The organism is Nocardia sp. bgisy118 (assembly GCF_057708605.1).
Genome location: NZ_JBYISM010000013.1, coordinates 56,177 through 79,883 on the forward strand (window position 1 = coordinate 56,177; position 23,707 = coordinate 79,883).

Below are 23,707 nucleotides of genomic sequence, written 5' to 3' on the forward strand. Positions count from 1 at the left end.
AACCGTCGCGCTTGCGACACCGCCGCGCGCTGGCGAAGATTGCCCGAATGAGCAGTGCAGACACCACGGCGGGCGATCCGGACCACGAGGCGGCGACGGACGTCCGCCGCGCGGAGGCGGCGTTGGTCGCCCGCGCGGTGGACGGCGATCGGGACGCGGTCGCCGACATCGTTCGCATGTTGCAGGATCCGCTGTATCGGCTGGCCCTGCGGATGGTGGGGCGACCCGCCGAGGCGGAGGACGCCACCCAGGAGATCCTGATCCGCGCGGTCACCCGTCTCGCCACCTTCCGCGGCGAGGCGAAGCTGCTCACCTGGGCGTACCGCATCGGCGTCAACTACTTGATCAACCTGCGGACCCGGTCGCCGCAGGAACAACACGAGCTCAGCCTGGAGGAGTTCGGCGCCGGACTCACCGACGGCTTGGCCGCCGAGGACTACCGCGGGCCCAGGGCCGCCTTGCTGTCCAGCGAGGTCCGGCTCAACTGCAGCCAGGGCATGCTGCAATGCCTGGCCCGCGAGGAGCGTGTCGCGTTCGTGCTCGGCCAGGTCTTCGAACTCGGTTCGGCGGACGCGGCGTGGATTCTCGACATCACCCCGGCCGCCTACCGAAAACGATTGGAGCGCGCCAAGAAACGTCTCGGCGCGTTCCTGAGCTCCGCGTGCGGTGTGGCCGACCCGCGTGCGGCGTGCCGTTGCTCGCGGCGGGTCGAGAAGGCGGTCGCACTCGGCCGCGTCGACCCGGCCGCGCCGCGGTACGCCACCCATCCGGTGAGCCCCGGCGGTCGGACGGTGCTCGAGGCCGAGGAACAGATGATCCGGCTGCACGACGTCGCGGCGGTCCTGCGCGGGCATCCGGATTACGCCGCGCCCAGCGAACGGATGGACGCCATCGCGACGCTGTTACGGTCGGGGCAGTTTCCGCTGCTGGCCTGAGCGCCCCGCGTCCAGTGGCGCACATCACAGACCGGAGTTGTCGGACGGCGTCGAAATCCGGTGTCGAACCGGAGTGACAGGGCACAACACCGGAAAGGACGCCCCCATGGCCACCATCGACGTTCTCGACTCCTACCTCCACTACCACGACACCGGGTCGGGTGAGACCCCCGTCGTCTTCCTGCACGGCAACCCGACGTCGTCCTACCTGTGGCGCAACGTGATTCCGCATGTCGCCGACCAGACCCGGTGCTTGGCACCGGATCTCATCGGCATGGGCGCCTCGGGCAAGCCGGACATCGCCTACCGGCTCGACGATCACGCCCGGTACCTCGACGCGTGGTTCGACGCCCTCGGCCTCGATAGGTTCGTCGTCGTCGGCCACGACTGGGGCGGCACGCTCGCGATGGACTACGCGGCCCGCCACCCGGGCCGGGTCGGCGGCATCGCGCTGATCGAGACGTTCCTGCGCCCGACGCGCTGGGACGAACTGCCGCAGGGATCGGCCGAGATGTTCCGCACCTTCCGCTCGCCGGAGGGCGAAAAGGCCGTGCTGGAACAGAATCTGTTCATCGAATACAACCTGCCCAAGCTCATCGCCGGACTCACCGAGGCCGATCTCGACGCCTACCGCGCGCCCTACCCCACCCCGGACACGCGCAAGCCGATGCTGGCGTGGGCCAGGGAGTTCCCCCTCGACGGCGAGCCCGCCGACGTCGCCCAGCGGGTCCGCGACTACGGACGCTGGATGGCGGAGAGCCCGGAGGTGCCCAAGCTGCTGATGCGTGTCGAGCCGGGGGTCGGCCTCGGTTCTCCGGAGGTGATCGACTGGGCGGCACGGACTTTCGCCGCCGTCGAGGTCGAGTCGGTCGGACCGGGCGCCCACCACAGCCCGGAGGACCAGCCCGACGCCATCGGGCGGGCGGTCGCGAACTGGCTGCGCAGGCACGCGCTGACCGCGCAGCCGACCGCGGTGTGAAACAGAGAGGATCGATAACGATGCGCGACGCTTCCGAAAGGGCGGCGGCCACGCCGCCGAGCGCTCGTCGGCGGGAACGGGGCACGCACGAGCCCGTCGACAGCCCGGCCGGAAGCGCTCCGTCGGGGCCGCTCGAGGCACGGACCGTCGAAGCCGACCAGGTCCCCGGCCATCAGGTGACGGGCCCGGATCAGGAAGAGCTGCGGCTCGTCGCGCGCGCCGTCGACGGTGACCAGGCGGCGCTGCGGGAGGTGATCGGCCGCCTGCAGGATCCGCTGTACCGGCTGGCGCTGCGCATGGTCGGCCGCCCGCCCGATGCCGAGGACGCCGTGCAGGAGATCCTGCTGCGCGTCGTCACCCGGCTGTCCACCTGGCGGGGCGAGGCGAAACTGCTGACCTGGGCCTACCGCGTCGGCGTCAACTACCTGCTGAACCTGCGCAGGCGGTCACCGCAGGAACGCGATCAGATCGGCCTGGACGATCTCCGCGACGACCTCGCCGACGGACTCGCCGCCGTCGACTACGCGGGCCCCGAGGCCGCCCTGTTGGCCGAGGAAGTGCGGCTGAGCTGCACGCAGGCGATGCTGCAATGCCTCGGCCGCGACGAACGCGTCGTCTTCGTGCTCGGCGAGATCTTCGAACTGACCGCCGCCGAGGCCGCCTGGATCCTCGGCACCACACCGGCGGCCTGCCAGAAGCGGCTCGAACGCGTCAAACAGCGTCTCGCCGCATTCCTGCGGTCGACCTGCGGGGTGGTCGAGCCGAAGGCGTTGTGCCGCTGCCCACGTCGCGTCGACAAGGCCATGGCCCTCGGCCGCGTCGACATCGGCAACCCGGCCTTCGCCGGTCACCGGGTCAGCGCGGGCGGGCGCGGGGTCGCCGAAGCCGCCGCCCAGATCCATCGCCTCCGCGACGCCGCCGCCGTGCTGAGCGCACACCCGGATTACGCCGCGCCGCAAGCGAAGATCGATGCCATCACCGGGCTGCTGACCTCGGGCCGTTTCCCGTTGCTCGAATGACCGGGGTCAAATCGTGACGGCGACCTCGCCCGCCGCGTCGATCTCGGTGCGGCGCGCATTGGCGGGGGCGTTCGCGAGCACCGTGGCGAGGATGCGGCGGCCCATCGGAAGCACGCGGACCGTGATCGAGCCCGCGTTCGCCGCGTCCAATTCCCTGATCGCCGCGTCGATCACCCGCTGCCGCACCCAGCGCGGCACACCGGCGAAACCACCGTCGTCCAGCAGCACCACCTCGACACCACGCGAGCGCGCGCCGCGGGCGGCGCTGCTGAGTTCGTCGGTGACCAGCTGGGGCGCGCGCAGACCGTCGCGCAGTTCGGCTTCCAGCAGCCTGCACTGTTCGCGCTCGGCGGCGGTGAGTTCGACGCCGTCGGCGATGCGCTCCAGGATCGGACGCGCCACCTTGTCCAGCCGGGCCAGCTGTCGATCGCGTTCGCCGTTCTCCGCGGCCATCGTGGCCTCGGCCGCCGCGCGCATGGTCGCTTCCTCGCGCAGCAGGCGCAGCGAGCGCTGGGTGGGCCGCATGATCGCGGCGCACACCGAGACGCTCGCGACCGTCGCGATCGGCACCACGGTCCCCGCGAGGACGCCGCCGCGCAGCCCGGCCGTCGCGCTGACGGTCGCGACCACCGCGGCCACGCCGGCGACGCCGAGCCAGGCGGCTCCGAGCCTGCCGCGCAGCACCAGCACCGCGAGCACATACGAAGAGGCGAACGCCGACCACACCGGCTTCGACCAGGCCTCATCGATGTGCAAGGTGTTCAGTGCGGTCGCGGCGGGCCCGGAGGCGGCCACGAAAACCGTTGCGGGCCACGGCAAGGGGTCCACCGGGATGACGAGCACCAGGACCCCGGCCACCACGAGCAGGACGATCCCGGTGATGGCCGCGAACGGCGACGCGTCGGAGAAGTTGCGGACCATGTACAGGACGATGGTCACCTCGAGGATGATCAGGAACAGCCAGGCCGCCGCGTCGCGCAGGCCGAGCAGATCGCGCACCCCGAGATCGGAATCGGCGTCAACCATCGCTCCCCCACACCAGCGTCACCGACGTGCCTTCCCCCGGCTGTGATTCGACGAACGCCGCGCCGCCCGGCAGCCTGCGCATGCGGCCGAGGATGCTGACCGAGATGCCGAGCCGGTCCACCGGCACCTTGGCCGGGTCGAAGCCAGCGCCGTCGTCGCGGAAGACCACCCGGATACCGCCCGCGCTCACTGTGACGGTGACCGCGCGCTGCACCGCGCGCCCCGGCACCGTGGCGTGCCGCAGGCTGTTGCGCACCGCCTCCGCCAGCGCCGCGGCGATGGTTCCCGCCGCGTCCACCGGCAGCCGCAGGTCGTCCACTCCGGACCAGCGGCGCGCGCTGAACGCGATGCCCTGGTTGACCTCGTGCACCGACGCGCGCAGGAAGCCGACGGCCCCTTGGGCATTGAGCCGGTCGGGTTCGGCTTCGCTGCCGCGCAGTTCGTCGAGCTGGGCGAGGGTGCGTTCGGCCTGCTTGCGCAGCACCGGGGAATCGGTGCCGGTGCGCGAGGCGTCCAGCAACGTGGAGAGCACCGCGTCGTGGATCAGCGCCGCGAAGCGGGCGCGTTCCCGGTCGCGGGCGGCCGCGCCCGCCGCGGCGGCGGCCCGGCTGCTCGCGATCGCCGATTCCCGGTCGACGCGGGCGGCGGCGGCCCTGGCGTAGACGGCACACCAGAGGAACAGCGCGCACAGCCCGACGGCACGCGCGAAATCGCTGAGCAGCGACCAGCCCGTGCCGTGCGGCACCACGGACATGTTGGCAGCGGACGCCACCGCGCCGCCGAAGACCAAGTAGCACACCGCGATCGGCCGCCGCCAGGCCAGCGCCGCCGCCAGCACGCCCAGCGCGAACACCCGGTACAGCCACACCGAGGTGGCGTCGGTCACGGGCTGGTGATACGCGAACGGGATGAGCGCCATCGCGACGATGTAGCTGATCGCCGCGGCGCCCGCGACGAACTGGATGACCCGCCTGCTCATGCGGACCGACACGATGGCGAGCACCGGGGACCACCCGAAGGCCAGCGCGAACGCGAGCACCGTCCAGCCCAGCGGCGCGAACCGGCTTTGATCGGCGATCTCCGGCAGCTCGACCACCGCGGCGATCATTCCGGCGATGGCGAAGGTCAACCCGAGCCTGCGCAGGATGCGGTCCGAGGCGGCCTCGTCGATATGGTTGGCGCCCACCACTCCCCGTACGCGACGCCACCGGCTCGCCGACGTCGAGTCGGGTCCGGGCGCGAGCGCGCTCGATGCGGTGTCCAGCGTGCTGGACGGGATCATCCGCGCGGGTGCCGCTCGGGAACCGGAAGCCATCCGTCCTCGACGGCGCGCTTGTAGAGGTCGGTCTTGGTCGGGGCGGGACGGCCCGCGTCGGCGTACTTCTGGCGGATGCGGCCGAGGTAGTCGTTGACGGTCTGCTCGGAGAGGCCGGTCAAGCGTGCCACGCGGGAGGCCTTCTCGCCCGAGGCGTACAGGGTGAGCACTTCCTCCTGGCGGGGGCTGAGGCCCACGTCGGACAGTTGCGGGTCGCCATCGATGGCGGCGGCCCAGTCGGTGGTGACCACCTGCTCACCCGAGGCGGCGCGGCGCACGGCCGCCACCACGGTCGGGACGTCCTCGGATTTGCGCACCACGCCGAGCACGCCGGCGCGAGCCGCGGACCGCACCAAGAACGCGTTGTCGGCTCCGGTGAACACCAGCACCTCGATGCCGCGTTCACGCAGCGCGCGCACGTTGTCCTCGGGTGCGGAGCCGTCGGCCAGCCGCAGATCCAGCACCACCAGATCCAGCGCGGCCGCCGGCCCGGCCGCCGTGAGCAGGTCGGGCACGGTTCCCGCCGTGTACACCAGATCGAGATCCGGTTCCGGCGCGAGCATCGCGGCGAGCCCTATCGCGACCGATTCGTGGTCCTCGACCAGCCCGATCCTTCGCGCTACCCTCTCGCCGCCGCCGTCGGCCCACGTCACCTAGACACTCCCATCCCGAGCAACTCGTCCACAGCCCCCCGCTTCAACGTCACCTCGCAGTATGACGGCACTGTGGGCAAGCCGGTCAGACACCAAAAATCGGGGCCGATCTATTCCATCAGCTGTGCGGCGACCGTGGCGCCCAGCTCCCAGCATTGTTCCAAGTCCGCCTTGGTCGGCGCGCCCATGACGATCACCGGCGCGACCGCTTTCACCCAGCCGAGCCCGGTGGTCACGCGATCGACACCGCGTTCGGCGCCTTCGGTGCCTTCGTTGCCGTGCAGGTACAGGCCGTAGGGGCGACCCTTGGTGGAGTCCAGGCACGGGTAGTAGAACGTGTCGAACGCATGCTTGAGCGCACCCGACATGTAGCCGAGGTTCGCCGGGCTGCCGAGCAGATATCCGTCGGCGGCGAGCACGTCGCTCGCGGTGACCCCGAGCGCCGCACGACGCACCACCTCGACGCCCTCGATCTCGGGATCGGTCGCGCCGGACACCACCGCCTCGAACATCGCCTGCATGTGCGGCGACGGGGTGTGGTGGATGATCAACAGTCGGGCCACTGTTCGCTACCCTTCGCGCTGCTCGCGTTCCAGTTTCTCCAGTGCCACCGCGCGGCGCATGGTTTCGCGCGCCCGGGTGCGGTCGCCCGCGTAGTCGTAGGCGCGGGCCAGGCGATAGGAGACCCGCCAGTTGTCCGGGTCGGCCTCCCATTCCTGCTTCACCTGCTCGAACAGTTCGTCGGCCGCGGCGCGTTCGATGCGGCCGGACGGTCGCCGCGCGAGCGTGGAGGTGTCCAGTTCCAGGCCCTCCTCGTGGATGCGGCGAGACAGGTGCTGGTGAGCGAGTGCCGCGCGCACGGTGGCGACCACCACCCACACGCCGACGATCGGCAGCAGCAGCACGCCGATACCCATCGCGACGCCAGCGGGTTCGCCGGAGCCGATCAGGGCGAACGCGATTCGGCCGAGCAGCAGGAAGTAGAAACCGAGCGCGAGTACCAGCGCGGCGATCAGTCCGACGACGCGCACGATCTCACCGCGGCTGGCATTCGCCTCCGGTTCGGCGTTCACGGGTGCGCCTTCGACGGGGCCGTCGACCGCACGGCGCGCTCGCTCATCCCGCTCATAGATCGAGGAACGGATCGAGTCCGACGGTCAGGCCTGGTCGACCCGCGATCTCCCGGACGCCGAGTAGCACGCCCGGCGCGAACGAGGAGCGATCGATCGAGTCGTGCCGGATGGTCAGGGTCTCGCCCTGGGTGCCGAACAGCACCTCCTGGTGCGCGACCAGCCCGGCCAGGCGCACCGAGTGCACCCGTACGCCGTCGACGTCGGCGCCGCGCGCGCCTTCCAGTTCGGTGGTGGTCGCGTCGGGGCTGCGGCCCACACCCGCGCGCGCCCTGGCCTCGGCGATCAGGCCCGCGGTGCGGTAGGCGGTGCCCGAGGGCGCGTCGGCCTTGTTCGGGTGGTGCAGCTCGATGACCTCGACGGATTCGAAGAACCGCGCCGCCTGCTCGGCGAAGCGCATGGACAGCACCGCGCCGATGGCGAAGTTCGGGGCGATCAGCACGCCGGTCTCGGGGCGGTCGGCCAGCCAGCCGCGCACCTCGTTCAGCCGCGCCTCGTCGAAGCCCGTGGTGCCGACGACCGCGTGAATGCCGTGCTCCACCAGGAACTTCAGGTTCCCCATCACCACGTCGGGGTGGGTGAAGTCGACCACAACCTGGACGCCGTTCGCCGCGAACGTCTCCAGCGCGTCGCCCTTGTCGACCTCAGCGACCAACTCCAGGTCGTCCGCCGCCTGTACCGCCGCGCAGATCGCCTGTCCGACCTTCCCGCGTGCTCCGAGCACTCCGACCCGAATGGTCACCGCACCTCCTCGTTCCGCTGGTGTTGGGGCAAGCCTATCGAGCGGTGGGGGAGCGCGACTTCCCCGGGCGTCCACTCGCCTCGCAATGCATCGATTGATGCGCATAACTCGATAGGGCTATGTCCACGGACAGGCGACTCGCACCCCGGTAGAGCTGAAGTGCCGAACATTGCGGGTGACGATGTCCACCCCGTGCGACTCGGCCGTCGCCGCGGTTTCACCCATTCCGAGTGCCAGCGAGATTGCCGATCATCCGTTCCAAGACTCGCAACGTGGTCGCGAACTGGTCGGGTTCGACCCCCGACGCCATCGCGCGGCGGCGTTCGCCGATACGGACGAAAGTTTCGTCGTGGATCGTCCGGCCCGCGGCGGTCAGGGCGAGTGCGCCCGCATCGCCGTCGATCAGCTCGGCCGAGGACAAGTCGCGAATCTCGATGCGCCATTCCCCCTCGGTTTTCCAGAATGGCGCCAAGGCTTCGCGCAGCTCGTCGGCCGAGCGCGGCCCCTCGGACAGTGTGTGCAGCAGCTGCCAATGGCGACGACTCAGCCCGCCTGCCGCGAGATCGTCGTCGAATCGCGCCTCGATCAGCCGGTCGAGTTCCTTGAGCAGGTATCCGATTCTGTGCTCGGCCATCAGTCCTCCAAGTACATGTACTATGACATTTATATGCAGTCTTACATGGAAATAGGTGCGATGGAAGAGCACAGCGCGTACACCGAGGCGGTCGCGGCGGCCATGGTCCGCATCCGGCACAGGCAGACGCGCGGCGCGCTGGCGGGCGAGAGCCGGGTTCCCGCAGCGGTTTTCCGGGTTCTCGATGCGGCATCGAGCATCGAGAACGCCACCGTGGGAGCGCTTGCCCCGGCACTGGGCGTCGACCAGCCGCGCGCGAGCCGCCTTGTCGCCCATGCCGTTTCGGAGGGATGGCTGGAACGTGTCGCCGACCAGCGCGACGGACGCAAGGCGGTGCTGCGGCCGACAGAGCTCGGCCGCAGGATCCTCGCCGCGGCCCACCGCAGGCGCGCGGCGGCGACGGCGGCGGCGATGGCGCACTGGACCGAGCGCGAACGCGCCGAATTCGCCCGGTTGCTAGGCCGTTTCGTGGACGCGATGGACGCGGCCGACGCTACGCCGCCGGAGTCTTGAGCACCTCGATCAGCGCCGTCACACTGTGTTCGCGATACCCGCGCGCGACCGCACGGCGCAGCAACTCCGCCATGGGCGCGTGCCACGACATGTCGACGCCCAATTCCGCGCCCACCGCCAGGTCGTCGCCGACGGCGTCGTGGAAGAGCCCCACCGAGGAGCCAAGCTTCGTGTAGTCGCCGGTGTCGATCTCCTCGGCCAGCAGCGGGAGCAGCGACTCGATCATCCGCAGCCACTTCGCCGAGTACGGCACCATCGCGTGGGCCTCGATACCACGCGCGGCGAGCACCGCGGCGCCCTCGAAGAAGCCGAGCAGGGCGGGCAGCAGGGTCGCGCCGACGGCCGACTCGTACAGCGCGGCGAGATCCGGTTCGTCGCCCAAATGCACTGTCTCGCCGCCGAGTACACCCAGCGTGGGCAGGTATTCGTCGTACACGGCGCGGTCACCGCCGTAGTACAGCAGCGTGTCGGCGGCGCCGACGGCCGCGGGCACGTTCTTGATCGCGCCGCCGAGGAAGCGCGCCCCGCGCGCCTCGGCCCACGCGGCGACGCGCCGTGCGCCCGCCGGTGTACCGCTGTTGAGGGTGATCAGGGTGCGTCCGGCCAGCGCCTCGCCCGCCGGGGCGAGCGCGTCGAGCGTGGCCTCGAATCCGGTGAGCACCGACACGATCAGCGGGCTCGCCGCGACCGCGTCGCCGATCGTCGTCGCCTGCCTCGCGCCGAGCGCCACCAGCGCGGCGGCCTTGCCGGGGGTGCGGTTCCACACCGTGGTGGGATGTCCGGCCGCGACGAACGCCGCGGCCACGGCACCGCCCATCGAACCGAGTCCCACTACGGTCACGGGCCCGCGCGCTCCGTCGGTCATCTTGCCTCCCAAGCCGTTTCGTCCCCGTCCGGGGCTTGCGGAGGCGAGTCTGCGCGGGGCCGCGACGACCGACAAGTACCTACTTTTCGGTCGAATACGCACGTCCAGGTAAGCAACGAGCGCACGGCGCGGCAGCGGTGACGACGATCACCGGTCAGTCGAAGACGATCACCTGACGCAACGCGTGCCCGGCCGCGAGCTCGTCCATGGCGCGGTTGATGTCGTCCAGGCCGACGTGCGCCGACACCAGCCGCTCCACCGGAAGCCGCCCCTCCCGCCACATCCGCACGTACTCGGGGATGTCGCGCGAGGGCACCGCCGAACCCAGGTAGCTGCCCACGATGGAGCGTCCCTGCGCCACCAAGCCCAGCGGCGAGATGCTCGCGCGGGCGTCGGGGGCGGGCAGACCGACGGTGACCGTGGTGCCGCCCGGCGCGGTCGCCGCGACCGCGGTCTCGAACGCGCGCACGTTGCCCGCCGCCTCGACGACCACCTCGGCTTGCACGCCCTGTTCGGCGATCTCGGCCGGGGTGTATGTCGCCGTAGCGCCGAGCTCCTTTGCCATAGCGAGCTTTTCGGGGACAGTGTCGACGGCGATCACCTCGGGAGCGCCCAGTGAGACGGCCACCAGCACGGCAGCCATGCCGACACCGCCGAGGCCGACCACCATGATCCGATCCGCGGGCCCGGGTCGCGCCGAATTCAGCAGCGCGCCACCGCCGGTGAGCACCGCGCAGCCGAGCACCGCCGCGACCTCCGGCGGCACGTCGTCGTCGACCGGGACGACCGAGCGGCGGTCCACCACCGCGTGCGTCGCGAACGCCGAGACGCCAAGGTGGTGGTGCACCTCCGCGTCGTCGCGGCGCAGCCGGCGTCCGCCGTTGAGCAGTTCTCCCGCGTTGTTGGCCGCGCTGCCCGGCACGCACGGTGTGCGGCCCTCGCTGGCGCAGCCCGCGCACTCGCCGCAGCGGGGCAGGAAGGTCATCACCACGCGCTGCCCGAGGGCGATATCGCTGCCGCCCGCACCGACCGCCACGACGCGGCCCGCCGCCTCGTGCCCGAGCAGCATCGGCACCGGGCGCACCCGGTTGCCGTCCACGACCGAGAGGTCGGAGTGGCACAGCCCGGCGGCCTCGATCCGCACCAGCAGTTCACCCGGTCCCGGTTCGCCGAGCTCCAGCTCACAGACGTTGATCGGCGCCGACTCGGCGAACGGTGCCGGCGCCGCGATCCGCTCCAGGACCGCTCCACGAATCTTCATGGTTGCGACGCTACCGCGCGCCGCGCGGAGTGGCGCCGACACCGCCGAAACTCGGGCGACGCGACGACCTCCGGAGAAGCGGAGGGTGGCGCGGCCGGGGATCCGCCGCTATTGTCGTTCGGCGTGACGGTGCTCCTGTAGGCCGCCTTGTACCGAGCCCAGGGTCGGGACCGTCACGATTCGAGGAGAATATCCTGTCCATTCAGTTCAACCACACCATCGTCGGCTGCCGCGACAACCGAGTTTCCGCGGAATTCTGGGCCGATATCCTCGGCCTCCAAGTCGGCAAGGAATGGGGACCGTTCATCGAGCTTCCGATGAGCAACGGCGTCGATTTCGACTTCGCGGCCGTGCCCGAGGATGTCACCGAGATCCAACCCCAGCACTACGCCTTCCTCGTCTCCGAGGCCGAGTTCGACGCGGCCTACGCCAAGATCCAGCGCTACGGGCTGGACCACTGGGCCGATCCGCGCCAGCAGGCGCCCGGCGAGATCAACCACAACGACGGCGGGCGCGGCGTGTACTTCCTGGACCCGAACGGCCACTTCATGGAATTGATCACCGTTCCGTACGGGGGTTGGCGGGAGTAGTGGGCCGTCCGCCGGAAGCCGGTGCAGGGCCGGGTGAAGGCGGAGCCACGAGTAGTGCGCGAGCGGGCGGCATCCACTTCGGGTGCCGCCCGCTTGTGCTCGAAGCTCCAGCGCGGGCTCGGCTACCGCGCCCCGGCCCGCGGTGCTAGGCGCTCGGCGTGGGCGCGGTCTCCGGGGCAGGCGGCCACAGATTCGGTTGTACCGAAGCGGGTTTGCTGGTGGGGTTGTCGTCCCAGTCGAAACGTACGCCGACCCATGCCTTGGGGCGGTCGAAATGCGTTTCCCCTGCGATGAATCGGGTGGCGACGAAGGAGATCTCGCCGAAGAAATCGCCGGTGCGGAAGTCGGCGGTGCGTCCGGCGATGGTGCTGCGAGCGAAGCTCACCGCGCCGTGGAATTCCGCTCCGACGAAATCGATTTCGCGGGTACTGCGGCGGCGCAGGCGCTGGGCGGCGCCGAGTTCGGCTTCCTCGAAGGTGACGGCCGTGGCATAGAGTTGCGCCGCGGTGAACGCGACACGTTGACCGGAGAAGACGGCCCGCTCGAAGCAGACGTGCTCGCCGTCCAGGGTCGCCTGCGCGAAGGAGGTCAGTTCGGCCCGGAACACGGCCGCCCGCCACGATGTTCGCGCGCCGAGGAATCGCGCGCCGACGAACCCGGTGCGCGCGCCCGCGAAGGTCGCGTCGTCGAAGCAGGTTCGCTGACTCTCGAAGGTCACGCCGTCGAAGGTGGTTCGCTCGGTGCGGAATTCGGTGTTCTCGAAGTTCACGATCGGAACGGCGAAGGCGGCGTCGCGGAAGGTTACGTGGTGCCCGGTGAACCGGGTCCGGTTGAAGTCGGCGAAACGGTCGCCGACGAACCTGGCTCTGGCGAAAGTGGTCCAGCGCCCGCCGAATTCGGTCGCCTCGAAGTCCGCGTTCTCCAGCACCGCGCCGGTGAAATCGAAATCGCAACGCGACCAGGACGCTTCGGTGTACGGCCGTAGGTGTTCGGCGATCACGCGCACGATGGTGGCGCGCACCTCGCGATCGTTGTGCCGTATCCGATAGACGCGCTCGATTTCGCGGCCCGATTCCTGGGCGGTCTCGGCGCGCGAGATCAGGTGGTTGGCGCCGTCGTCCGGTTCGTAGGGCAGGCGCAGGTATCCGCACAGCACATCGATGCACTGCTGACGCCGCACCGGAGCCGAGAACTCGTCCGCCACACCGGCCATCGCGTAGACACCGGCCAGCCGAACGGCCGGATCCTCGTCGCCGAGTTGCCGCGCCGCCGCCCCGAACAGCTCGGCGAACCTGCCGCGCTCCAGGTCGCGCTGCCGCCGGTATGCCACGACCAATGCCACCGCGCCGCCGACGCCCGCCGACACCGACAACGCAATCTTGGTGAGCTCCACCTGATTCGGCGTCTCGGCCTTCGCACCGAGCCCCCACCACAACAACCACCAGGTCAACCCCGCGACGGCCAGTCCACCGAGCACCGCACCGAACACCGCGAGCAACAACGCCGCACGGTGCATCCGGCGTCCCAACTTCCCCCACCATCGCATGAGCTGCATGGTAACCCGATCACCGCGCCCCCACTACCGGGCCGATTCCGTCCTCGCAGAGCTTCGCTACACCGCGCGGCATTCGTAGTTGCCCGCGAGGTGCGCGAAAACGCTGCGAGGCAATTCATTCGTATGATTCGGAGATGACCGGACAGGAGAAGGACATCGTGAGTGTGGTCGAATCGCTGCACGCCGACCTCGCTGCTTGGCTGGGATCGGCCGCACCGCTCGAGGTCTTCGAGCGGTTCGCCGAAGCGCAGCACGAGCGGTTCTCGATGGTGGCCATGTGCGGTACGGTGCTCGGCCGCGACGAGTTGCTGACCGGGTTGCGGGAAGCGCGAAATACGGAGCCGGGCTTGCGGATCGAGGTGGCCGAGCTGACGGAGCTGTACCACGAGGGTGAGCTCGTGGTGGTGCGATTTCTGGAGCGCCACCTTTCCGATGAGGGCTCGTCTTCGCGCCGGGTGTCAGCCGTGTTGGAGGATTCGAGTTCCGGGTATCGCTGGTTGACCGTGCACGAGACCGCCGTGGAGGAGTGATTCGGCAGCCCCGGCCCGGGGGCCGGTCCTAGTCCGAAACCGCCACCGCCTCGACTACTTCCGCCTGACTCCCCCGAACCCCCAACCCAGCCGCCACCAGGCAAGCCACCGCCACCACCCCGACGAACCACGGGAACACCGTGTCCAACCCCCAGGTCGTAGCCGCCCAGCCCGCCAGGATCGTCGGCAACGCCATCGCCGAGTACGCGAGCAGGTAGTACGCCGACATCGTCTCGCCGCGCTTGTGCTGCGGGACGACATTCGACAGGTGGCGTAGCGATCCGCCGAAGCCGAGGCCGAAGGTGGCGCCGAGGGCGACGCCGGCGCCGAGCACCGCGATCCAGCTGTGCGTGGCCAGCGCGGGCACCGTGAGCAGCAGCGCCAGCGCCATGCCGGTGTCGCCGAGGACGGCGGCCCTGCGCGCGGGGATGCCGGTCGCGAACAGCTGCGCGGTGGCGCCGGACAGGGCGGTCGAGGCGACGACCGCACCGCCGAAGACCAGGTTGTGGATGCCGGTCTGCTGTGCGGCCAGCGACGGATACAGCGAGAGCAGCACGCCGAGCACCGACCAGGCGGCCATCACGCCGATCGCCGAGAACCAGAAGTCCGCTCGGATCTCCTGCGGCACGGCCGGTTTGGCGATGCGGATCCGTCCCGCCTGCCGGGCGCTGTGCGGTTCCTGCAGGGCGAGCACGCCCGCGGCGATCGCCAAGCAGACCACCGTGATGACGACGTAGGGCGTGCGCAGGGGGTGCGGCGCGTACTGCGCGAGCAGCGCCGAACCCAGAATCGCCACGGCCATACCGACATTGAAGGCGACGCCGCTCAGCTGTCCGGAGCGCGCGCCGCGGTGCGGACGCAGGTCGAGCAGCGCGGCGGCGCCCGCCACCACGGTGGAGCCAACGGCCATGCCGTGCAATGCCCTGGCCAGCAACAGCATCGGGACCGAGTCGGCCAGCACGAACACCACCAACCCCGCGATCATGGTGGCGAATGCGCCGAGCAGCACGGGCTTTCGGCCGACCACATCCGAGATGCGGCCGGACACCAGGACCGCACCCAGCGCAGCGATGGCGTACACCGCGAAGACGATGGTGGTGGTGAGCGGCGAGAGGTGCCACTGCGTTTCATAGATGCCGTACAGCGGCGCGGGCACGCCCGACACGCCGAGCGCCACGCCGCTGGCGACCAGCACCAGCGCGTAGGCCCAGCGTTGCGTGGTCCTTTCGTCGGCGGCCACTGCCGTTGTCGCTGCCATCGATACCCCGATCAGGTAAGTTTGATATTGATCGAACTCCATCGACCATACAACCGGTTCGATGATCATCAAACCCCCTAGTGAGGTAGATCATGACCGACGCGAAAGAAGCCGCTCCGCCCATCGCACCCTTGCCCGCGGTGCTGGGCGCGCTTCAGGATCCGGTGCGCCTGGAGATGGTGCGCCGCCTACGCAACGCGGGGACCGCCGTGCGCTGCGGCGCGCTCTACGACGTGATCAACAAGTCCACCGCGACCCACCACTTCAAGATCCTGCGCGAGGCGGGCGTGATCGAGCGCCTCGTCATCGAGGGACAGACCTGTCAGCGGCTGCGCGCCCAAGACCTCGACGCCGCGCTCCCCGGACTGCTCGACGTGGTCGTCGATGCCGCCAACCGGGCGCACGAGGACGCGACGGTCGACATCACCCGGTGATCAGGACGGCCCGGTGAACGTCTCGGCCGCCATCCGCAGAAAGCTCCACCGGGTTCCGAGCACCGCCAGAGCGAGCAACGTCAGCAGCACGGCGCAATAGGCGACCGGCCGCCGCCAGTACCTCGGCCCCACCGCGAAGACGAGCAACAGTTCGAGCAGCAACGTCACCACGACGACGCCGAGCGCCGCGGCGAGCACCGGAAAGGCTTCCGGCGCCCGCGACCACGACCGCAGTGCGCCGAGCACGCCTAGCACCACGAGTCCGAAGCACACCACCGCGGTGACGCTCAGCAGCGCGTAGCTCTCGGCGGCGTCGCGGTCGGTCTCGTCACCGAACCGGCGCAGCCACGCCGCGAAGAGCAGCAGGTGCGCCAGGCACGCACCGAACACCCCGACGATCAGCAGCGCGTAGCCGACGCCGACCAGCGAACTGCGCAAGACCACCGCGCCGAGGTCGGCGATCAGGCTCGCGAACACCAGCACGCACAGTCCGAGCAGCGCTTCGGGGCGGCGCAGCAGCCGCTTGCGCAGATAGCGCGGCGGCAACTGCCCGCGCAGGGAGCGGAACACTCGAATCCACGCGGCGAACACGACGAGGAACAGCACCGGGGTCACGACCCGCAGCACACCGGGACCGACCCACATCGACAGCGCGACGACCGCGACCACGAAGAACCACACCCATGCCGCCAGACGCAACAGCGCCCGCCACATGATCTCGGCGAGGAGCCGCCGTGCGGGCGCGTGGTCCGGGCTCGCGCCGAGCAGTCCGCGCAGCGTCGCCACCGCCTTGTCGCGGGTGGAGAAATCTTCGAACTCCAGCCGGGCGCGCATCTCCAGCAGTTCGACGTGCAGCGGATTCTCGGCGAGCCCGCGCTCCACATGGCGGCGCGCCTCGGCCGAATCGGCCAGCTTCCGGTAACTTTCGGCCGCGTGGGCGAGGACGTCCGCGTCGTGCGGCGCGTATTCGCACGCGGTTCGCAGCGCGGCGCGGGCCTCGGCGCGCAGCTCGTCCGTCTTCGGACCGCCCGCGATGATCTGGGCGAGGGTGAGCAGCGCGCTGACGCTGTACGGCGCGATCCGCAGCGCGGCGCGGGCGAGCCGCAGCGCCTCGTCTCGTTCGTCCTCCAGATGCAGGACGAGGGCGGCCGTCAGGTAGGCGTCGACCCGGTTCGGGTCGGCGGCGATCGCGGCCCGCGCGCCCCGCAGCGCCGCGGTGTGGTCGTCCAGCCGGTAATCGATATCGGCCAGTTCGGTGAGCAACAGTGGATCGAACGGCTCCGCCGACAGCGCCTCGCCGAGAATGCGCCGCGCCTCGGGCAGCCGATCCAGATCCCGCGCGGCGCGCGCCCGCCCCACCGCCTCCCATACCGTGCTCATCGACTCCCCCTCGCCAGATCGGTCGCCCGCACGCTACCCGGTCGGCCTCGATGAACGCACATCGACAACCGGACAGGGCAGCGTCGCGCTCAGCAGCTCTTCGCCGCCAACTCGGCAATGCCCCACCACATTCCGAGGACCACTGCCGAACGTCGACCGAGGGGCGCGCGGGCGTCGTATCGTTCAGCGGCTCGACGGCCTCCGCGGCGTCGACCACCTCAGCCGCAGCAGCTTCGGTCGGTCGACCCGCCACCGAGGATTCGCCGCCCCAATTCCTCAGCCACTCAGGCCCGCTCGATCCCAGTACCGCTACTCAGCCGCACAACGACTTACGTACGCGCGGCTCAATGATCGACGAGACGGCGCACCGCAACGGGCAGATCGCGGGATCGGCGATACGGTCCGGCGACCGCCGCACCGAACGGCCGGGCGAGCAGCGTGCGAGCGATGGCGGTGACTTCCTCGGTGGTGACCGCGTCGATCCGCGCGAGCGTCTCCGAGACGCTGCGGTGGTTGCCGTAGCTCAGTTCGCTGCGACCGATCCGGTTCATCCGGGAAGCCGAATCCTCCAGGCCGAGCACCAATCCGCCGCGCAGCGAGCCCTTCGCGCGAGCGCATTCGGCATCACTGATGCCGTGCTCGGCGACCTCCTCCAGTACGCCACGCGCCAAAGAGGCCACCTTGCCGAGGTTTTCGGGCTGGCAGCCGATGTACACCGAGAACGCGCCGGTGTCGGCGAAGGTGTCCACGCTGGAGTACACCGAGTACGCCAGGCCGCGTTCCTCCCGGATCCGTTGGAACAGACGAGAACTCAGCCCACCGCCGACGACGGTGTTGAGCACCGACAGCGGCCACCGGCGATCGCCCTCGTGGCGGCCGAACGCGCGGACGCCGAAGGCGAGGTGGGCCTGTTCGCTGTCGCGGTAGTTCCACTCCAATTCCGGGACACCGTGCGGACGGAACCGTCCCTCCCGGCGCGGCGCCGGTTCGGCTGCCAGGTCGAGGCGGCTTTCGAACGCGCGGTGCACCAGTTCCACCGTGTGGTCGTGCTCGACATTGCCCGCGACCGCGACGACCATCCGGTCCGGACGGTACCTGCGCACGTGAAAGCTCCGCAGCTGACCCGTCTGCATGGCCTCGATGGACTCCACCGAACCGATCACCGGTCGTCCGATCGGGTGGTCGCCGAAGAGCGCGGTGAGGAACGCGTCGCCGACCAGATCCTCCGGGTCGTCGTCGCGCATCGCGATCTCCTCGAGCACCACCTGACGCTCGACGTCCACGTCCACCGCGCGGCACAGGCCGTTGAGCACGACGTCGGAGACGAGATCGACCGCCAGCGGCAGATCCTCGTCGAGCACGTGCGCGTAGTAGCAGGTCTGCTCCTTGGCGGTGAAAGCGTTCAGTTCACCGCCGACGGCGTCCATGGCCTGCGCGATGTCCAGCGCGCTCCTGGTCGGAGTCGCCTTGAACAGCAGGTGTTCCAGGAAGTGCGCGGCGCCCGCCACCGTGCGCCCTTCGTCGCGCGAGCCGACGCCGACCCAGACGCCGATCGAAGCCGAGCGCACGCCCGGCACGTGCTCGGTGACCACCCGCAGCCCCCCGGGTAGCACGGTGCGCCGCACCCCGGTATCCGCCATCCGTGCCTCGTCCACCCGCCGCTGTAGTGACGAACCCCCCTGCCCGGTCGGGAGCAGGGGGGTTGCCGTCTTCTTCTTCGTCACACCGACAAGTACTACTCGGTTCCGGCGTCGACGGCATCCGAGTCGCCGGGCTCCTCGGCGCTCTCGTCGACCGGGATCAGCGAGATCTTGCCGCGGTTGTCGATGTCGGCGATCTCCACGCGCAGCTTGTCGCCGACGTTCACCACGTCCTCGACCTTGGCGACCCGCTTGCCGTTGCCCAGCTTGGAGATGTGCACCAGACCGTCGCGACCCGGCAGCAACGAGACGAACGCGCCGAAGGCAGTGGTCTTGACGACCGTGCCCAGGAAGCGCTCGCCGACCTTCGGCAGCTGCGGGTTGGCGATGGCGTTGATCGCGTCGATCGCGGCCTGCGCCGACGGGCCGTCGGTCGCGCCGACGAACACGGTGCCGTCGTCCTCGATGGAGATGTTGGCGCCGGTGTCCTCGGTGATCTGGTTGATGACCTTGCCCTTGGGGCCGATCACCTCGCCGATCTTGTCGACTGGGATCTTGATCGCGGTGACGCGCGGCGCGTACGGGCTCATCTCGTCCGGGGTGGTGATGGCCTCGGCCATCACGTCCAGGATGGTGGTGCGGGCGTCGTGCGCCTGGCTCAGCGCGCCGGCCAGCACCTGCGAGGGGATGCCGTCCAGCTTGGTGTCGAGCTGCAGCGCGGTGACGAACTCGCGGGTGCCCGCGACCTTGAAGTCCATGTCGCCGAAGGCATCCTCGGCGCCGAGGATGTCGGTCAGCGCGACGTAGCGGACCTCGTCTTCGCCCTTGTCGTTCTTGACGGTGTCGGAGACCAGACCCATCGCGATACCGGCGACCGGGGCCTTCAGCGGCACACCGGCGTTCAGCAGCGCCAGGGTGGAGGCGCACACCGAGCCCATCGAGGTGGAACCGTTGGAGCCCAACGCCTCCGAGACCTGACGGATCGCGTACGGGAACTCTTCCTGGCTGGGCAGCACGGGGATCAGCGCCCGCTCGGCCAGCGCGCCGTGGCCGATCTCGCGACGCTTCGGCGAACCGACGCGACCGGTCTCACCGGTGGAGAACGGCGGGAAGTTGTAGTGGTGCATGTAGCGCTTGGAGGTCTCCGGGCCGAGCGAGTCGACCTGCTGCGCCATCTTCACCATGTCCAGCGTGGTGACGCCCAGGATCTGGGTCTCGCCGCGCTCGAACAGCGCCGAACCATGCGCCCGCGGCACCACGGCGACCTCGGCGGACAGCGCGCGGATGTCGGCCAGGCCGCGGCCGTCGATGCGGAAGCCGTCGGTCAGGATGCGCTGACGCACCAGCTTCTTGGTGACCGAGCGGAAGGCGGCGCCCAGCTCCTTCTCGCGGCCCGCGAAGTCGTCGCCGAGGCGGGAGAGCACGTCGAGCTTGATCTCGTCGATCTTCGCCTCGCGCTCCTGCTTGTCGGCGATGCTCAGGGCCTCGTTCAGCTCACGCTTGGCGGTGCCCTCCACGGCCTCGAACACGTCGGCCTCGTAGGGCGGGAACAGCGGGAACTCGCCGGTCGGCTTGGCGGACAGCTCGGCGAGGTCGGCCTGCGCGCGGCACAGGCGGGCGATGAACGGCTTGGCGGCCTCCAGGCCCTCGGCCACCACGGCCTCGGTCGGCGCCTGCGCGCCGCCCTCGATCAGGGCAATGACCTTGTCGGTGGCCTCGGCCTCGACCATCATGATCGCGACGTCGCCGGACTCGACCACGCGACCCGCGACCACCATGTCGAACACGGCGCTCTCGAGCTGCTCCACGGTCGGGAACGCGACCCACTGGCCCTCGATCAGCGCGACGCGCACGCCGCCGACCGGGCCGGAGAACGGCAGGCCCGCGATCTGGGTGGACGCGGACGCGGCGTTGATCGCCACGACGTCGTACAGATCCTTCGGGTCCAGGCTCATGACCGTGACCACGACCTGGATCTCGTTGCGCAGGCCGTCGACGAAGGACGGACGCAGCGGACGGTCGATCAGGCGGCAGGTCAGGATCGCGTCGGTGGACGGGCGGCCCTCGCGGCGGAAGAACGAGCCGGGAATGCGGCCCGCGGCGTACATGCGCTCTTCGACGTCGACCGTCAGCGGGAAGAAGTCGAACTGATCCTTCGGCGCCTTGCTCGCGGTGGTCGCCGACAGCAGCATGGTCTCGTCGTCCAGGTAGGCGACGACCGAACCGGCGGCCTGGCGGGCCAGCCGACCGGTTTCGAAACGTACGGTGCGGGTGCCGAAGGAGCCGTTGTCGATCAGCGCGACGGACTCGAACACACCCGGCTCGACCTCTACGGCCGAGGACTTGCTTTCAGTTGTTTCGGACATTCTCTTCTCTCAACCTCTCGTCTCGCCGGCTCGAGCGCGCAGTGGGCGCGATCCGGCTGTCGTCAGCCGTACCCGGAGACGGACGCGCGGCAACCCTCCTGGCTGCGACGCGCACACCCGGCCGAAATCCCCTTGGATACGGCGACGCGGAGGCGGTCATCGATCGAAGCCCGCCGGCGCTGCGCCGGGAGGCCACTACCGAAGACCGACGCCACGCGGCGGGTGCATACGGCTGTCCATGTTGTCGTACGACGGGATGCGGTCCACCCCTCATACACAAATAGCCAACGGGGAGATTGTACGTCTCGCCGTTGGCGATATGACGACCGCCTCTGGCAGGCAGCGTGTCGCACGTCCGTTCGGACGGATTCACCGCCTCGTGCGAGGCCGTCGATCACCGTTCGCGGCCCCGGCCCGAGATCGTCGGATCCCGGGCCGGGAAGCCGCGGAACTCGCCGCGCCGACGGCGCGGCGGGAGATCACCTGCGCAGGCCCAGGCGCTCGATCAGCGAGCGGTAACGCGCGATGTCGTTGTCCTGCAGGTACTTCGAGAGGCGCTTGCGACGACCGATCAGCGCCATCAGGCCGTGGCGGGTGTGGTGGTCGTGCTTGTGCTTCTTCAGGTGCTCGGTGATGTCGGCGATCCGCTTGGACAGCAGCGCGATCTGCGCTTCCGGCGAACCGGTGTCCTTCTCGTGCAGGCCGTACTCGGCGAGAATCGCCGACTTCTGCTCGGTGGTCAGCGCCACGAGGCATCCACTCCTATTTCTCAGTTCCGCGTTCGAAGGTTCCGGTTTCCCGGGTCGGGCGCCACCGCGGACCGCAGCAAACCCGAGGATCCACCTTACCGGAGCGCATCGCGCGAACCCAATCGCGGTGCGGCCACCGGATCGGCGTGCTGCAATCGAGCCATGGATCCCGCCGTACGCGACGTGCTGGACACCTTGGCCCGCGGGGACTACGCGTCCCTGCGTCCGCTGCTGCACCCGTATCTGCGGTGGACCGACGGCGCGGACACGATTCGCGGGCGCACCAAGGTGCTCGCCCACATCGCCGCGAACCCGACCAGCGCGCCGCCCGTCTCCTACGAGCTGCGCGACGGTCAGATCTACCGCTGGACGGTGCCGAGCGAGGATCAGGACTGAGCTCAGGACTCGGTGCTCGACCGAGCTCCCGCGTCGGCGGCGGCGAGCACCTTGCGCGAATTCTCGACGTCGCGGCCCATGGCCTCGATGAGGTCGTGCATGGTGTCGAACTTGCGCATGCCGCGCAGATGCTCGACGAAGTCCACCGCGACGTGCTGGCCGTAGAGGTCGGCGTCACCGTCGATGACGTACGCCTCGACGGTGCGGGCGCGGCCGGAGAACGTGGGGTTGGTGCCGACCGAGATGGCGGCCATCGCCCGCTCGCCCGGCGTGACGGTGCCGATCGTGGGGCCGGGCCCGAGCACCGTGAACCAGCCCGCGTACACACCGTCGGCCGGGATCGCCGCGTGCATGGGCGGCGCTACGTTGGCGGTGGGGAAGCCGAGTTCGCGGCCGCGTCCGTCGCCGTGCACGACCACGCCCTCGACGCGATGCGGGCGGCCGAGCGCCTCGGCGGCCGCGGCCATGTCGCCCGCGTCCACGCAGGCCCTGATGTAGGTGGAGGAGAAGGTCACCGCGTGCTCAGCGAGCAGCGTCACGCCGTCGACCTCGAAGCCGAAGCGCTCGCCCAGTTCGCGCATGGTCTCGACGGTGCCCGCCGCCTTCTTGCCGAAGGTGAAGTTGTCGCCGACCACGACCTCGGTCACGTGCAGCCGCTCGACCAGCAGGTCGTGCACGTAGCGGCCGGGGGTGAGCTTCATGAATTCGTGGGTGAACGGCATCACGCAGAACACGTCGACGCCCAGTTCCTCGACCAGTTCCGCCCGCCGCGTCAGCGTGGTCAGCTGCGCGGGGTGCGATCCGGGCCGCACCACCTCCATGGGGTGCGGGTCGAAGGTCATCAACACCGAGGGGACGCCGCGCGCGGCCGCGGACTTCACGGCCCGGCTGATCAATTGCGCGTGGCCGCGGTGCACTCCGTCGAACACGCCGATCGTGAGCACGCACCGTCCCCAGTCCGCGGGCACCTCGTCGAGGGATCGCCATCTCTGCACGTTCGCAGCCTACGCAAGTCGAGGTGCGAACAGTATTCGGGCGTACCAGATGTCACAGAACGTCTGCCGCACCGTCACGCGGACATGTCCGATTCCTTCAAGACTTCCTGGCCCGGCGTGGGGCATCTACGCCGGTTATTTCGCCGACCCGGACGGGCATCTGCGGGAGGTCGTCCACTTCCTGGACGGCAACGGCCCGACTGGACGCCGGGCGGGTGCGCTGATCAGGACTCGGCGCGCAGATACGTCAGCACCGCGAGGACGCGGCGGTGGTCGTCGGGTTCGGGCTGGAGGCCGAGCTTGACGAAGATGCTGCGCACGTGCGCCTCGACCGTCGGCTCCCCCAGGAACAGCGCGGCGCCGATCGCCCGGTTCGAGCGTCCTTCGGCCATGAGCCGCAGGACTTCTCGTTCGCGCGGCGAGAGTTCGTCGAGCGGGCGGTGGCCACGATGTGGCCTGCCGACGAGGCGGGTGACGAGGTCGGGATCGATCGCCGATCCGCCGCAGGCGACCCGGCGCAGCGCGGCCACGAAGTCGTCGATGTCGGAAACCCGGTCCTTCAGCAGATAGCCGAGGTGGTCCGCGCCGTCGCGGAGGAGGTCCAGCACGCTGTCGGCCTCGATGTACTGCGAGAGCAGCAGCACGGCCGTCCCCGGGCAGTCGCGCCGGATGGTGGCGGCCGCGACGACACCCTCGTCGGTGTAGGTGGGCGCCCGCGGTGAACGGCAGCGGGTCGCTGGAG

At 70.0% G+C, this 23,707-nt stretch carries 25 protein-coding genes; 8 read left to right on the plus strand and 17 right to left on the minus strand.

What is annotated here, in order from left to right; all coding sequences use genetic code 11:
* Positions 1–47: 47 nt before the first annotated feature.
* From AC3EO7_RS17855 to AC3EO7_RS17865, 3 genes are all read left to right on the plus strand, one after another.
* A complete protein-coding gene (locus tag AC3EO7_RS17855) occupies positions 48–935 on the plus strand; it encodes an RNA polymerase sigma factor (RefSeq protein WP_431969207.1) in 888 nt (295 codons plus the stop codon).
* 106 nt (positions 936–1,041) lie between these two features.
* Complete coding sequence (locus AC3EO7_RS17860) at positions 1,042–1,914, plus strand: haloalkane dehalogenase (RefSeq protein ID WP_431969209.1); 873 nt, start codon at positions 1,042–1,044, stop codon at positions 1,912–1,914.
* A gap of 20 nt (positions 1,915–1,934) precedes the next feature.
* Positions 1,935–2,933 (plus strand): RNA polymerase sigma factor, encoded by a 999-nt coding sequence (locus AC3EO7_RS17865; protein ID WP_435591799.1) that lies wholly within the window; start codon positions 1,935–1,937, stop codon positions 2,931–2,933.
* A 6-nt stretch (positions 2,934–2,939) separates the two neighbouring features.
* Here AC3EO7_RS17865 and AC3EO7_RS17870 read toward each other — a convergent pair whose 3' ends face one another.
* From AC3EO7_RS17870 to AC3EO7_RS17900, 7 genes are all read right to left on the minus strand, one after another.
* Entirely contained in the window at positions 2,940–3,959 is a 1,020-nt protein-coding gene (locus AC3EO7_RS17870) for a hypothetical protein (protein ID WP_431969213.1), read from the minus strand.
* Positions 3,952–5,274: a sensor histidine kinase gene (locus tag AC3EO7_RS17875; RefSeq protein ID WP_431969215.1), complete on the minus strand. Its 1,323-nt coding sequence runs from the start codon at positions 5,272–5,274 to the stop codon at positions 3,952–3,954. Before AC3EO7_RS17875 ends, AC3EO7_RS17870 begins: the two co-directional genes overlap by 8 nt.
* The gene (locus AC3EO7_RS17880) at positions 5,238–5,927 is read right to left on the minus strand and encodes a response regulator transcription factor (protein WP_435591800.1); all 690 of its coding nucleotides are present in this window, start codon (positions 5,925–5,927) and stop codon (positions 5,238–5,240) included. The genes AC3EO7_RS17875 and AC3EO7_RS17880 overlap by 37 nt, the downstream gene beginning before the upstream one ends.
* A gap of 110 nt (positions 5,928–6,037) precedes the next feature.
* On the minus strand, positions 6,038–6,490 hold the full coding sequence (locus tag AC3EO7_RS17885; RefSeq protein WP_431969221.1) for a flavodoxin family protein: 453 nt from the start codon (positions 6,488–6,490) through the stop codon (positions 6,038–6,040).
* A gap of 6 nt (positions 6,491–6,496) precedes the next feature.
* On the minus strand, positions 6,497–7,000 hold the full coding sequence (locus AC3EO7_RS17890) for a hypothetical protein (RefSeq protein ID WP_431969223.1): 504 nt from the start codon (positions 6,998–7,000) through the stop codon (positions 6,497–6,499).
* A gap of 52 nt (positions 7,001–7,052) precedes the next feature.
* Positions 7,053–7,799 (minus strand): 4-hydroxy-tetrahydrodipicolinate reductase, encoded by a 747-nt coding sequence (dapB, locus tag AC3EO7_RS17895; protein ID WP_431969225.1) that lies wholly within the window; start codon positions 7,797–7,799, stop codon positions 7,053–7,055.
* Between the two features lie 217 nt (positions 7,800–8,016).
* On the minus strand, positions 8,017–8,433 hold the full coding sequence (locus AC3EO7_RS17900) for a MarR family winged helix-turn-helix transcriptional regulator (protein ID WP_435591801.1): 417 nt from the start codon (positions 8,431–8,433) through the stop codon (positions 8,017–8,019).
* A 33-nt stretch (positions 8,434–8,466) separates the two neighbouring features.
* Between AC3EO7_RS17900 and AC3EO7_RS17905 the strand changes: the two genes are divergently transcribed.
* Positions 8,467–8,946 carry a MarR family winged helix-turn-helix transcriptional regulator gene (locus tag AC3EO7_RS17905; RefSeq protein ID WP_431969229.1) on the plus strand — a complete coding sequence of 160 codons (480 nt, stop codon included), beginning with the start codon at positions 8,467–8,469 and terminating at the stop codon, positions 8,944–8,946.
* On the opposite strand, the gene AC3EO7_RS17910 is transcribed toward AC3EO7_RS17905, so the two are convergent.
* Complete coding sequence (locus AC3EO7_RS17910) at positions 8,927–9,811, minus strand: NAD(P)-dependent oxidoreductase (protein WP_435591803.1); 885 nt, start codon at positions 9,809–9,811, stop codon at positions 8,927–8,929. The two genes, AC3EO7_RS17905 and AC3EO7_RS17910, sit on opposite strands and share 20 nt — an antisense overlap.
* Before the next feature lie 154 nt (positions 9,812–9,965).
* Positions 9,966–11,072, minus strand: coding sequence for a zinc-binding dehydrogenase (locus AC3EO7_RS17915; protein ID WP_435591804.1), 1,107 nt, complete (start codon positions 11,070–11,072; stop codon positions 9,966–9,968).
* A gap of 194 nt (positions 11,073–11,266) precedes the next feature.
* Here AC3EO7_RS17915 and AC3EO7_RS17920 point away from each other — a divergent pair, with 194 nt between their 5' ends.
* Positions 11,267–11,662, plus strand: a complete 396-nt coding sequence (locus AC3EO7_RS17920) for a VOC family protein (protein ID WP_435591885.1) — start codon at positions 11,267–11,269, stop codon at positions 11,660–11,662.
* A 145-nt stretch (positions 11,663–11,807) separates the two neighbouring features.
* On the opposite strand, the gene AC3EO7_RS17925 is transcribed toward AC3EO7_RS17920, so the two are convergent.
* Positions 11,808–13,208 (minus strand): pentapeptide repeat-containing protein, encoded by a 1,401-nt coding sequence (locus tag AC3EO7_RS17925; protein WP_435591805.1) that lies wholly within the window; start codon positions 13,206–13,208, stop codon positions 11,808–11,810.
* A gap of 143 nt (positions 13,209–13,351) precedes the next feature.
* Between AC3EO7_RS17925 and AC3EO7_RS17930 the strand changes: the two genes are divergently transcribed.
* Positions 13,352–13,747, plus strand: a complete 396-nt coding sequence (locus AC3EO7_RS17930) for a hypothetical protein (RefSeq protein ID WP_435591806.1) — start codon at positions 13,352–13,354, stop codon at positions 13,745–13,747.
* Between the two features lie 28 nt (positions 13,748–13,775).
* Here the strand turns inward: AC3EO7_RS17930 and AC3EO7_RS17935 are convergent, their stop codons facing one another.
* Positions 13,776–15,047 carry an MFS transporter gene (locus AC3EO7_RS17935; RefSeq protein ID WP_435591807.1) on the minus strand — a complete coding sequence of 424 codons (1,272 nt, stop codon included), beginning with the start codon at positions 15,045–15,047 and terminating at the stop codon, positions 13,776–13,778.
* A gap of 50 nt (positions 15,048–15,097) precedes the next feature.
* On the opposite strand from AC3EO7_RS17935, the gene AC3EO7_RS17940 reads away from it, so the two are divergent.
* The gene (locus AC3EO7_RS17940; RefSeq protein ID WP_435591808.1) at positions 15,098–15,439 is read left to right on the plus strand and encodes an ArsR/SmtB family transcription factor; all 342 of its coding nucleotides are present in this window, start codon (positions 15,098–15,100) and stop codon (positions 15,437–15,439) included.
* Here AC3EO7_RS17940 and AC3EO7_RS17945 read toward each other — a convergent pair whose 3' ends face one another.
* The 4 genes from AC3EO7_RS17945 to rpsO all read right to left on the minus strand — a co-directional run bounded on the left by AC3EO7_RS17945 (position 15,440) and on the right by rpsO (position 21,574).
* A complete protein-coding gene (locus tag AC3EO7_RS17945; RefSeq protein ID WP_435591809.1) occupies positions 15,440–16,819 on the minus strand; it encodes a tetratricopeptide repeat protein in 1,380 nt (459 codons plus the stop codon).
* A gap of 344 nt (positions 16,820–17,163) precedes the next feature.
* A complete protein-coding gene (locus AC3EO7_RS17950; RefSeq protein ID WP_431969243.1) occupies positions 17,164–18,459 on the minus strand; it encodes a M16 family metallopeptidase in 1,296 nt (431 codons plus the stop codon).
* Between the two features lie 95 nt (positions 18,460–18,554).
* Positions 18,555–20,825, minus strand: a complete 2,271-nt coding sequence (locus AC3EO7_RS17955) for a polyribonucleotide nucleotidyltransferase (RefSeq protein ID WP_435591810.1) — start codon at positions 20,823–20,825, stop codon at positions 18,555–18,557.
* A 479-nt stretch (positions 20,826–21,304) separates the two neighbouring features.
* Positions 21,305–21,574 (minus strand): 30S ribosomal protein S15, encoded by a 270-nt coding sequence (gene rpsO, locus AC3EO7_RS17960; protein WP_067847364.1) that lies wholly within the window; start codon positions 21,572–21,574, stop codon positions 21,305–21,307.
* 162 nt (positions 21,575–21,736) lie between these two features.
* Here rpsO and AC3EO7_RS17965 point away from each other — a divergent pair, with 162 nt between their 5' ends.
* The gene (locus tag AC3EO7_RS17965) at positions 21,737–21,970 is read left to right on the plus strand and encodes a nuclear transport factor 2 family protein (RefSeq protein ID WP_431969248.1); all 234 of its coding nucleotides are present in this window, start codon (positions 21,737–21,739) and stop codon (positions 21,968–21,970) included.
* A gap of 2 nt (positions 21,971–21,972) precedes the next feature.
* Here AC3EO7_RS17965 and AC3EO7_RS17970 read toward each other — a convergent pair whose 3' ends face one another.
* Both AC3EO7_RS17970 and AC3EO7_RS17975 read right to left on the minus strand, forming a co-directional pair.
* Positions 21,973–22,965 carry a bifunctional riboflavin kinase/FAD synthetase gene (locus AC3EO7_RS17970; RefSeq protein ID WP_431969250.1) on the minus strand — a complete coding sequence of 331 codons (993 nt, stop codon included), beginning with the start codon at positions 22,963–22,965 and terminating at the stop codon, positions 21,973–21,975.
* A gap of 224 nt (positions 22,966–23,189) precedes the next feature.
* A complete protein-coding gene (locus AC3EO7_RS17975) occupies positions 23,190–23,609 on the minus strand; it encodes a LuxR C-terminal-related transcriptional regulator (RefSeq protein WP_435591811.1) in 420 nt (139 codons plus the stop codon).
* Positions 23,610–23,707 lie beyond the last annotated feature (98 nt).

What these genes read in the sequence shown, in the direction of transcription:
- AC3EO7_RS17855 (WP_431969207.1), top strand. Translation starts at nt 48, where the DNA reads ATGAGCAGTGCAGACACCACGGCGGGCGATCCGGACCACGAGGCGGCG.
- AC3EO7_RS17860 (WP_431969209.1), top strand. Translation starts at nt 1,042, where the DNA reads ATGGCCACCATCGACGTTCTCGACTCCTACCTCCACTACCACGACACC.
- AC3EO7_RS17865 (WP_435591799.1), top strand. Translation starts at nt 1,935, where the DNA reads ATGCGCGACGCTTCCGAAAGGGCGGCGGCCACGCCGCCGAGCGCTCGT.
- AC3EO7_RS17870 (WP_431969213.1), bottom strand. Translation starts at nt 3,959, where the DNA reads ATGGTTGACGCCGATTCCGATCTCGGGGTGCGCGATCTGCTCGGCCTG.
- AC3EO7_RS17875 (WP_431969215.1), bottom strand. Translation starts at nt 5,274, where the DNA reads ATGGCTTCCGGTTCCCGAGCGGCACCCGCGCGGATGATCCCGTCCAGC.
- AC3EO7_RS17900 (WP_435591801.1), bottom strand. Translation starts at nt 8,433, where the DNA reads ATGGCCGAGCACAGAATCGGATACCTGCTCAAGGAACTCGACCGGCTG.
- AC3EO7_RS17905 (WP_431969229.1), top strand. Translation starts at nt 8,467, where the DNA reads ATGCAGTCTTACATGGAAATAGGTGCGATGGAAGAGCACAGCGCGTAC.
- AC3EO7_RS17910 (WP_435591803.1), bottom strand. Translation starts at nt 9,811, where the DNA reads ATGACCGACGGAGCGCGCGGGCCCGTGACCGTAGTGGGACTCGGTTCG.
- AC3EO7_RS17915 (WP_435591804.1), bottom strand. Translation starts at nt 11,072, where the DNA reads ATGAAGATTCGTGGAGCGGTCCTGGAGCGGATCGCGGCGCCGGCACCG.
- AC3EO7_RS17925 (WP_435591805.1), bottom strand. Translation starts at nt 13,208, where the DNA reads ATGCGATGGTGGGGGAAGTTGGGACGCCGGATGCACCGTGCGGCGTTG.
- AC3EO7_RS17930 (WP_435591806.1), top strand. Translation starts at nt 13,352, where the DNA reads ATGACCGGACAGGAGAAGGACATCGTGAGTGTGGTCGAATCGCTGCAC.
- AC3EO7_RS17935 (WP_435591807.1), bottom strand. Translation starts at nt 15,047, where the DNA reads ATGGAGTTCGATCAATATCAAACTTACCTGATCGGGGTATCGATGGCA.
- AC3EO7_RS17940 (WP_435591808.1), top strand. Translation starts at nt 15,098, where the DNA reads ATGACCGACGCGAAAGAAGCCGCTCCGCCCATCGCACCCTTGCCCGCG.
- AC3EO7_RS17945 (WP_435591809.1), bottom strand. Translation starts at nt 16,819, where the DNA reads ATGAGCACGGTATGGGAGGCGGTGGGGCGGGCGCGCGCCGCGCGGGAT.
- AC3EO7_RS17950 (WP_431969243.1), bottom strand. Translation starts at nt 18,459, where the DNA reads ATGGCGGATACCGGGGTGCGGCGCACCGTGCTACCCGGGGGGCTGCGG.
- AC3EO7_RS17955 (WP_435591810.1), bottom strand. Translation starts at nt 20,825, where the DNA reads ATGTCCGAAACAACTGAAAGCAAGTCCTCGGCCGTAGAGGTCGAGCCG.
- AC3EO7_RS17965 (WP_431969248.1), top strand. Translation starts at nt 21,737, where the DNA reads ATGGATCCCGCCGTACGCGACGTGCTGGACACCTTGGCCCGCGGGGAC.